This window comes from Burkholderia sp. HAN2018, assembly GCF_024704855.1.
GTDB classification, from domain to species: Bacteria; Pseudomonadota; Gammaproteobacteria; order Burkholderiales; family Burkholderiaceae; genus Burkholderia; species Burkholderia cepacia.
The window spans coordinates 1-9223 of sequence record NZ_QOBB01000261.1; the positions used below are offsets into that span (position 1 = coordinate 1).

Sequence of the window (9223 nt, forward strand, 5' to 3'; positions counted from 1 at the left end):
CCGCGATTGAAACTCTCGTTCGGCAACGCAGCAACGGGGCCTTTATAATGCGCGTCTGATACCCATCTATGACGGCATCCCGGTCAACCCGGATCGTACGGCGAGCCCTACCCCGCCCGCCGCAGCCGACTTTTACGGATTCGCACATGTCCACGCCCAAACACGCCAAAGTCCTGATTCTCGGTTCCGGCCCCGCCGGCTACACGGCTGCCGTCTACGCGGCACGTGCCAACCTGTCCCCGGTGCTGATCACCGGCATCGCGCAGGGCGGCCAGCTGATGACCACGACCGACGTCGAAAACTGGCCGGCAGACGCGAAAGGCGTGCAGGGTCCGGAGCTGATGGCGCGCTTCCTCGAGCACGCCGAGCGCTTCAACACCGAAATCGTGTTCGACCACATCCACACCGCGAAGCTGCACGAGCAGCCGATCCGCCTGATCGGCGACTCGGGCGAATACACGTGCGACTCGCTGATCATCGCGACCGGCGCGTCCGCGCAGTATCTCGGCCTGCCGTCCGAAGAACACTTCATGGGCAAGGGCGTGTCGGCCTGCGCGACCTGCGACGGCTTCTTCTATCGCGGCCAGGAAGTCGCGGTGATCGGCGGCGGCAACACGGCCGTCGAGGAAGCGCTCTACCTGACGGGCATCGCGAAGAAGGTCACGGTGATCCACCGCCGCGACAAGTTCCGCGCGGAGCCGATCCTGATCGACCGCCTGCTGGAAAAGGAAAAGGAAGGCGCCGTCGTGATCAAGTGGGATCACGTGCTCGACGAAGTGACGGGCGAGGATTCGGGCGTCACGGGCCTGCGCATCAAGAACGTGAAGACCGGTGCGACGGAAGACCTCAGCGTGCAGGGCGTGTTCGTCGCGATCGGCCACAAGCCGAACACCGACCTGTTCCAGGGCCAGCTCGAGATGAAGGACGGCTACATCCTGACGAAGAGCGGCCTGCACGGCAACGCGACGTCGACGAGCGTGCCGGGCGTGTTCGCCGCCGGCGACGTGCAGGACAACGTGTACCGCCAGGCAATCACCAGCGCGGGCACGGGCTGCATGGCCGCGCTCGACGCGCAGCGCTACCTCGAAAGCCTGCACGACAAGAAGTAAGCCGCGAGACCGCTCGCGCCGGGCGCTACAATGGCGTCCGCTGCCGCGAAGCGGGCTCGACCGGAAAGCCGCTGCCGCCGTGCAGCGGCTTTTTTTTGCCCGCGCGCCCGAACGCGCCTGCCCTGTGTACCGAATCATGGCGAAGAACCAGCCCCATCCGAGCGATCCCGCGAAGCGGCAGATCGCCGCCCGTCCCGCAAACCCCGCGCCCGTCGCGCCGGCGCCCGCGCCCGATCCCGCCGCATTGCGCGGCCAGGGGCTCGCGGGCCTCGGCGCGTTGCGCAAGTCGCTGCAAGGCGAAGCCGATCGCCGCGAACGCCAACGCGTCGAAACGGCCAAGGCCGAGCGCAAGGCGGAAGCCGACGCGAACCTGTTCCGCAACGAGATCGGCTCGATCCAGCCGCTCAATGCCCCGCCGCGCGCGGCAGCCGGCCGCACGCCGCCCGCCCCGGTGCCGAAGCAGACGCAGCGCGACGAGGAAGCCGTGCTGAACGCGACGCTGTCCGACGAATTCGATCCCGAGACGCTGCTCGACAGCGACGACTCGCTGTATTACCACCGCCCCGGCATCAGCCGCGACGTCGTGCGCAAGCTGAGGAGCGGCGCGTGGATCGTGCAGGCGCAGATCGACCTGCACGGGATGCGGCGCGACGAGGCGCGCGACGCGCTCGCCGAGTTCATCCGCGAAGCCGGCAAGAAAGGGCTGCGCTGCCTGCGCGTGATCCACGGCAAGGGGCTCGGCTCGATCGGCAAGGAACCCGTGCTGAAGGGCAAGGTGCGCGCGTGGCTCGTGCAGAAGGAAGAAGTGATCGCGTTCTGCGAGGCGCGCGGCCACGACGGCGGCGCGGGCGCGGTGCTGGTCCTGCTGCAGCCGTTCGCGGCACCCGCCGACCGGGGGCCGCGTGCCGCATCCTAGGCTGACGCTCGCGATCGCGGTACTGGAGGCGATCGCCACGCTGGCCTTTGCGATCTCGGGCTTCATCGAGGCGCGCAAGAACCGTCTCGACTCGGTCGGCACGTTCGTCGTGGCGCTCGCCACCGCGTTCGGCGGCGGCACGCTGCGCGACATCCTGCTCGAGCGCCGCCCGTTCTACTGGGTCGTGCACGACGACTACGTGATCGCGATCTTCGTGCTCGCGCTGTTCGCGCCGTTCGTGCTGCGCATGCTGTCGCGGCTGTCGGCCGAGCGGCTGCTGCTCGTCGCCGATGCGATCGGGCTCGGGATCTTCAGCATCTCGGGCACGGCGATCGCGCTCGATGCCGAGATGCCGCGCTTCATTGCGGTGATGATGGGCGTGATTACCGGCGTGGTCGGCGGGATCATCCGCGACGTGCTGTGCAACGACATCCCGCTGATCCTGCGCGATTCGCGGCCGTACGCGACCTGTGCGTTCGTCGGCTGCTGGTTCTACCTGCTGCTCGTGTGGCTGCAGTTCGACTCGGTGTACAGCGTGCTGCTCGCGACCGGCTTCATCCTCGTCGCGCGGCTCGCGACCTTCAAGTTCGACGTGCGGCTGCCGCACTGAGCGCCGCCGCAACGCCGGACGCATCGCCAGAAACAAAAGGGGCCGCTCACGTCGAGACGGCCCCTTCTTCGTTCAGCGCGAACGCTGCCTCACGCGATCCGCTCTTCCGACGCCGGATCGAACAGCACCGCCTTCGACACGTCGAACAGCAGCGACTGCGTCTGCCCCGGCTGCGGGTTCGCGGCCGGATGCACGCGGCTCACGATCCGCTTGCCGTTCACCTGTGCGAACACGTGCGTGTCCGGCCCGGTCGGCTCGGTCACGTCGACGCGCACGTCGATCGGCTGCAGCTTCGACGCCTCGCCGTGGTGCGCATTGCGCGCATCGGTGATGCGCTCCGGACGCAGCCCGAGGATCACCTCGCGGCCGACGTGGCCGTTCATCCGCTTCGCGTCGAACGGCAGGTTCAGCGCGCTGCGCGCGAGGCCCGTGTCGATCTCGAGCGCGATCCCGCTGCCCTGCTCGACCAGCTTGCCGTTGATGAAGTTCATCGGCGGCGCGCCGATGAAGCCCGCGACGAACAGGTTCGACGGCGAATCGTAGATCTCCTGCGGCGCGCCGAACTGCTGGACCACGCCGTCCTTCATCACCGCGATCCGGTCGCCGAGCGTCATCGCCTCGATCTGGTCGTGCGTCACGTAGACGATCGTCGTGCCGAGACGCTGGTGCAGCAGCTTGATTTCCGCGCGCATCTCGATGCGCAGCTTCGCGTCGAGGTTCGACAGCGGCTCGTCGAACAGGAACAGCGACGGATCGCGGGCGAGCGCGCGGCCCATCGCGACACGCTGGCGCTGACCGCCGGACAGCTGGCCCGGCTTGCGGTCGAGCAGGTGCTGGATCTGCAGCATCTGCGACACGCGGTCGACGATCTGCTGCTGTTCGCTCTTCGGCACCTTGCGGATGTTCAGGCCGAACGAGATGTTCTCGCGCACCGTCATCGACGGGTACAGCGCGTAAGACTGGAACACCATCGCGATGTCGCGATCCTTCGGCGACAGGTCGTTGACGACCTTGCCGTCGATGCAGATCTCGCCGCTCGTGACCGTCTCGAGCCCGGCGATCATGTTGAGCAGCGTCGATTTCCCGCAGCCCGAGCCGCCGACCAGGATCAGGAACTGTCCGTCCTCGATCTCGATGTCGACACCCTTCAGGACCGGCACCCCGTTCGGGTAGGTCTTGTACACGTCACGGATGGAAAGGCTTGCCATGCTGTGAATCCTCTGTCTCGTCTCGCGCGGCGCACTCCGGCGCCGCGTCGGGTTCGTTTCGATGCGCCGCGCGCGAGGCGCGGCCGGTTCGTCGTATCGGATGAAGCCGCGCTTACCCCTTCACCGCGCCCGCCGTCAGCCCGCGCACGAAATAGCGGCCGGCAACGATGTAGACGAGCAGCGTCGGCAGCGCGGCGATGATCGCGCCGGCCATGTCGACGTTGTACTCCTTCACGCCCGTCGACGTGTTGACGAGGTTGTTCAGCGCAACCGTGATCGGCATCGAATCGACGCCGGAGAACACGATCCCGAACAGGAAGTCGTTCCAGATCTGCGTGAACTGCCAGATCAGGCACACCATGAAGATCGGAAGCGACACCGGCAGCAGGATCTTCGTGAAGATCGTGAAGAAGCCCGCGCCGTCGATGCGCGCGGCCTTCACCAGCTCGGCCGGCACGCTCACGTAGAAGTTGCGGAAGAACATCGTCGTGAACGCGATCCCGTACACGACGTGCACGAACACGAGGCCCGGAATCGTGTTGGCGAGGCCGAGCATCCCCTGCAGGCGCGCCATCGGCAGCAGGATCACCTGGAACGGGATGAAGCAGCCGACCAGCATCATCGTGAACAGCGCGTCGGCGCCGCGAAAGCGCCAGTGCGTGAGCACGTAGCCGTTGAACGCGCCGATCAGCGACGAGATCAGCACGGCCGGAATCACCATCTGCAGCGAGTTCAGGAAGAACGGCTTCATCCCGTCGCAGCGCACGCCGGTACAGGCGCCGCTCCACGCCTTCACCCACGGGTCGACGGTCCAGCTGGTGGGCGGCGTCAGCAGGTTGCCGGTGCGCAGCTGGTCGAGATCCTTGAACGACGTCGACAGCATCACGTAGATCGGGAACAGGAAGTACAGCGCGAACAGGATCAGTGCCGCGTAGATCACTGCCCGGCTGATCGTCATCTTAGGCTGCATTGCGGGTGCTCCTCGATTCCATATACATCAGCGGCACCAGCACCGCGACCACGGTCGCGAGCATCATCACCGAGGATGCCGCGCCGAGCCCGAGCTGGCCGCGGTTGAACGAAAACGTGTACATGAACATGGCCGGCAGCGACGACGACGTGCCCGGCCCGCCCGCCGTCAGCGCGACGACGAGGTCGAAGGTCTTGATCGTGATGTGGCAGAGGATCAGCAGCACCGAGAAGAACACCGGGCGCATGCTCGGGATCACGATCTTGCGGTAGATGGTCGGCAGCGTCGCGCCGTCCACCTGCGCGGCCTTGAAGATCTCGCTGTCGACGCCGCGCAGCCCCGCGAGGAACAGCGCCATCACGAAACCGGTCGACTGCCACACGGCCGCGATCACCACGCAGAAGATCGCCTTGTCCGGATCGTCGAGCCAGCCGAACGAGAAGCTCGTCCAGCCCCAGTCGTGCATCACCTTCTCGAGGCCGAGGCCCGGGTTCAGGATCCACTGCCACGCGGTACCCGTGACGATGAACGACAGCGCCATCGGGTACAGGAAGATCGCGCGCAGCGCGCCTTCGTTGCGGATCCGCTGGTCGAGCAGGATCGCGAGGAACAGCCCGAGTGCGACGCAGATCGCGATGAACGGAATCCCGAACCACGCGAGGTTCGCGGCGGACGTCCACCACACGTCGTTCTGGAACAGGTCCGTGTAACGGCCGAAGCCGTCGAATTCGTAGTTCGGCAACAGCCGCGAATTGGTCAGCGACAGATAGCCGGTAATCAGGATGAAGCCGTAGATGAACACCACGGCGATCGCGACGCTCGGCGCAAGCACGAGCTTCGGGATCCAGCGATCGGCGAAGGCCGACATCGGCGACGTACGCCGTGCGGCGGCAGCGCCGGATCCGTTTCCGCTAAGAGGGGCAGCCACTTGATTCGACTCCTGGAACGAGGGCGGCGCAGGCCGGGCCGGCGCCGGTACGGCACGGGCCCGCGGGCGAGCCCGTTTGCTGCACATGCAAAAACGCCCGGCCGAGATAGCGTGTCCGGCCGGGCGCCTGTCGCGCGTTACTTGACCTTCGCGGCCTTCGCGAGCGCGGCGACCGCGCTCTTCGAATCCTGCTGCGAGTTCATGAACTTCGTCACGACGTCCGTGATCGCGCCGGCGGTCGCATCGCTCTGCGCCATCCCGTGTGCGAGCGACGGCACGAAGCCGCCCGACTTGATCGCGGTCTGCTCGTCGGCGTACGACTTCTTCGCGCAGTCGTCGAACTTGTCCATCTTCACGCCGAGGCGCACGGGCACCGAACCCTTCAGCAGGCTGAACTGCTCCTGGAAGTCCGGCGTCATGATCGTCTTCGCGAGCGCGAGTTGGCCCGGCGTCGCGGCCTTCTCGCCCTTCTGCTGGAAGAACACGAACGAGTCGACGTTGAACGTGTACGCATTCGCCGTACCCGGCACCGCCGCGCAGATGTAGTCCTTGCCCGCCTTCTTGCCAGCGTTCTCGAACTCGCCCTTCGCCCAGTCGCCCATGAACTGCATGCCGGCCTTGCCGTTGATGACCATCGCGGTCGCGAGGTTCCAGTCGCGGCCGTTACGGCCGGTATCGAAGTAACCCTGGATCTTGCGCACCGTGTCGAACACGGACAGCATCTGCGGCGACGTCAGCGTCGCCTGGTCGAGGTCGACCAGCGCCTTCTTGTAGAACGCCGGGCCCTGCGACAGCACGACGTCTTCCCACAGCGTCAGGTCCTGCCACGGCTGGCCGCCCATCGCGACCGGCTGGATACCCGCGGCCTTCAGCTTGTCGGCCACCGCGAAGAATTCAGGCCAGGTGGTCGGCACCTTCGCGCCGACCTTGTCGAGCGCGGCCTTGTTGATGTACAGCCAGTTCACGCGGTGCACCGAGAACGGCGCCGCGACGGTGTGGCCCTTGTACTTGATGATCTTGTCGATTTCCGGCGGCAGGTTCTGCTTCCAGTCGCCGGCAGCGGAATCGATGTTGACGAGCACGCCCTGGTCGGCCCAGTCCTGGATCAGCGGACCCTTGATCTGCGCGGCCGACGGTGCGTCGCCGCTGATCACCTTGGTCTTCAGCGCGGTCATCGCCGCTGCGCCCGCGCCGCCCGCGACCGCGAAATCCTTCCACACGTAGCCCTGCTTCTGCAGGTCGTCCTTCAGCACGCCGACGGCCTTCGACTCGCCGCCCGACGTCCACCAGTGCAGCACCGTTACGTTCTCGGCTGCCTGCGCCGCCACGGCGCCAGCCATCAGACCTGCCGCGCAGAGCGCGCCCATGATCGAGCGAACTTTCATTACTTATCTCCTCCAGACTGAATCAACTCGTGAGGTTCCCTGACCGGGAACCGGCTTCTTGATAAACGACGGGGAAATCGAGCCGCGGGACGCATGCAGCGTACGGGGCCGATGACCGGCCGGGCTCTTACAGAAAGCGTGAATCGAGATTCAACGGCGTGTCTCCTCTTTGTGTTTCTGGCCCGCCGCGATGCTGCGGCGCGAGCCCGGGGCCGACGGCGCGCCGACGATGCGCGCCGTCAATGTCCGATAACATTCGGCACAAGGCGTTCCCGAAGGCGAAGCTCGCGCAGTTCATCGACCGCACTTCTTTTTTTCTTCACCCAGGTGCTACCCCTTGCGGCGGATTGTAGTTAAACTACAATTCAGTGTCAAAAATATTTTTATCGCACTACGGATCGCTTCCCAGCACCCCCAACACGGCGGAGACACATGCATACCGATTCCAGCTTTACCTTCGTACTTTTCGGCGGCACCGGCGATCTGTCGATGCGCAAGATCCTGCCCGCGCTGTTCGAAGCGCACCGTGCGAACATGCTGGCGGAGAGTGGCCGGATCGTCGCCGTGGCGCGTCACGAATCGGACCGCGCGGGTTATCTCGAATGGGTCGACACGCACGTGAAGCCGCACGCGGAGAAAGCTGCCGGCAAGGCGCTCGACGAAACGGCGTGGAAGTCCTTCCTCGATCGCATCGAGTACGTGAAGCTCGACCTCGGCCGCGCGGAAGACTACGTCGTGCTGCGCGACGCGATCGCATCGCTGCCCGGCATCCGCGTGTTCTATCTCGCGACGGGCCCGTCGCTGTTCGTGCCGATCTGCAAGGCGCTCGCGTCTGTCGGCCTGAACGAAGGCTCGCGCATCGTGCTCGAAAAGCCGCTCGGCTACGACCTGAAGTCGTCGAATGCGATCAACGACGCGGTCGGCGAGATCTTCGCGGAAGGCCAGATCTACCGGATCGACCACTACCTCGGCAAGGAACCCGTGCAGAACCTGCTCGCGCTGCGCTTCGGCAATGCGCTGTTCGAGCCGCTGTGGCGCCGCGAATGGGTCGAGAGCATCCAGATCACGATCGCCGAGGAGCTCGGCGTCGAGGCACGCGGCGATTTCTACGACAATACGGGCGCGCTGCGCGACATGGTGCAGAACCACCTGCTGCAGCTGCTGTCGATCGTCGCGATGGAGCCGCCGCATTCGATGGATTCGGATTCGGTGCGCGACGAGAAGCTGCGCGTGCTGCGCGCGCTGAAGCCGGTCGATCCGCGCGACATCGGCAAGGTGGCCGTGCGCGGCCAGTATCATGCGGGCGTGATCAAGGGCGCGCAGGTGCCCGCCTACGCGACCGAGCCGGGCGTGAAGCCCGACAGCCAGACCGAAACCTTCGTCGCGCTGAAGGTCGAGATCGAGAACTGGCGCTGGGCCGGCGTGCCGTTCTTCCTGCGCACCGGCAAGCGTCTGGCCGACCGCGTCGCGGAGATCGTCGTCAATTTCCGCCCGGTGCCGCACTCGGCGCTCGGGCCCACCGCGTTGCGTCCCGGTTCGAACCGCCTCGTGATCCGGCTGCAGCCGAACGAGACGATCCGCCTGTACTGCCTCGCCAAGCAGCCGGGCGAAGGGATGAACCTCGCGAGCGTGCACCTCGACCTCGCGTTCGACCAGTTCTTCAAGGAAGGGCAGATGGAGGCGTACCAGCGCCTGCTGCTCGACGTGATCAACGGCCGTCTCGCCCTCTTCGTGCGCCGCGACGAACAGGAAGCCGCATGGCGCTGGGTCGAACCGATCCTGAACGAATGGGCCCGCACGCTGAAGCCGCCGAAGCCGTACGCGGCGGGCACGTGGGGGCCGGCCGCGGCGAGCGCGATGCTCGCGCAGCACGACACCTGCTGGCTCGAAGAAGAGAACTGATGTAAACGTCGCCGCGCACGCCTTCGTACGCGGCGACGTGCCCCACGATTCGTACGATTTGAACAGACAAAGCAGTCCGGAGGAGATGTGATCGAGATCCACGCTTTCGACACCCAGGAAGCGCAAAGCGAAGCGCTCGCGCGCGCCGTCGGCGATGCGCTGCGCGCCGCGCTCGCCGGCCCCGCGCGCCCGACG

The 9223-nt window shown here is 66.1% G+C and carries 8 protein-coding genes and 1 pseudogene; 5 read left to right on the plus strand and 4 right to left on the minus strand.

Annotated features, from left to right (window positions below):
* The first annotated feature begins 146 nt into the window (after positions 1-146).
* The 3 genes from trxB (at position 147) to DPV74_RS35745 (ending at position 2635) form a co-directional block, all read left to right on the plus strand.
* Positions 147-1109 carry a thioredoxin-disulfide reductase gene (trxB, locus tag DPV74_RS35735; RefSeq protein WP_021163435.1) on the plus strand — a complete coding sequence of 321 codons (963 nt, stop codon included), beginning with the start codon at positions 147-149 and terminating at the stop codon, positions 1107-1109.
* Between the two features lie 136 nt (positions 1110-1245).
* Positions 1246-2025 (plus strand): Smr/MutS family protein, encoded by a 780-nt coding sequence (locus DPV74_RS35740; RefSeq protein ID WP_119338900.1) that lies wholly within the window; start codon positions 1246-1248, stop codon positions 2023-2025.
* Positions 2012-2635: a trimeric intracellular cation channel family protein gene (locus DPV74_RS35745; protein ID WP_027788121.1), complete on the plus strand. Its 624-nt coding sequence runs from the start codon at positions 2012-2014 to the stop codon at positions 2633-2635. The genes DPV74_RS35740 and DPV74_RS35745 overlap by 14 nt, the downstream gene beginning before the upstream one ends.
* Positions 2636-2724: 89 nt before the next feature.
* Here DPV74_RS35745 and DPV74_RS35750 read toward each other — a convergent pair whose 3' ends face one another.
* From DPV74_RS35750 to DPV74_RS35765, 4 genes are all read right to left on the minus strand, one after another.
* Positions 2725-3843 carry an ABC transporter ATP-binding protein gene (locus DPV74_RS35750; RefSeq protein WP_021163438.1) on the minus strand — a complete coding sequence of 373 codons (1119 nt, stop codon included), beginning with the start codon at positions 3841-3843 and terminating at the stop codon, positions 2725-2727.
* A 112-nt stretch (positions 3844-3955) separates the two neighbouring features.
* The gene (locus DPV74_RS35755) at positions 3956-4813 is read right to left on the minus strand and encodes a carbohydrate ABC transporter permease (RefSeq protein WP_006476648.1); all 858 of its coding nucleotides are present in this window, start codon (positions 4811-4813) and stop codon (positions 3956-3958) included.
* The gene (locus tag DPV74_RS35760; RefSeq protein ID WP_027788122.1) at positions 4803-5741 is read right to left on the minus strand and encodes a carbohydrate ABC transporter permease; all 939 of its coding nucleotides are present in this window, start codon (positions 5739-5741) and stop codon (positions 4803-4805) included. Before DPV74_RS35760 ends, DPV74_RS35755 begins: the two co-directional genes overlap by 11 nt.
* A gap of 137 nt (positions 5742-5878) precedes the next feature.
* Complete coding sequence (locus DPV74_RS35765; RefSeq protein ID WP_027788123.1) at positions 5879-7126, minus strand: ABC transporter substrate-binding protein; 1248 nt, start codon at positions 7124-7126, stop codon at positions 5879-5881.
* Positions 7127-7558: 432 nt separating this feature from the next.
* Between DPV74_RS35765 and zwf the strand changes: the two genes are divergently transcribed.
* Together zwf and DPV74_RS35775 are read left to right on the plus strand one after the other, a co-directional pair.
* A complete protein-coding gene (gene zwf / locus DPV74_RS35770; RefSeq protein WP_027788124.1) occupies positions 7559-9028 on the plus strand; it encodes a glucose-6-phosphate dehydrogenase in 1470 nt (489 codons plus the stop codon).
* Positions 9029-9115: 87 nt separating this feature from the next.
* Positions 9116-9223, plus strand: a pseudogene (locus DPV74_RS35775) (6-phosphogluconolactonase); the annotation flags it as partial.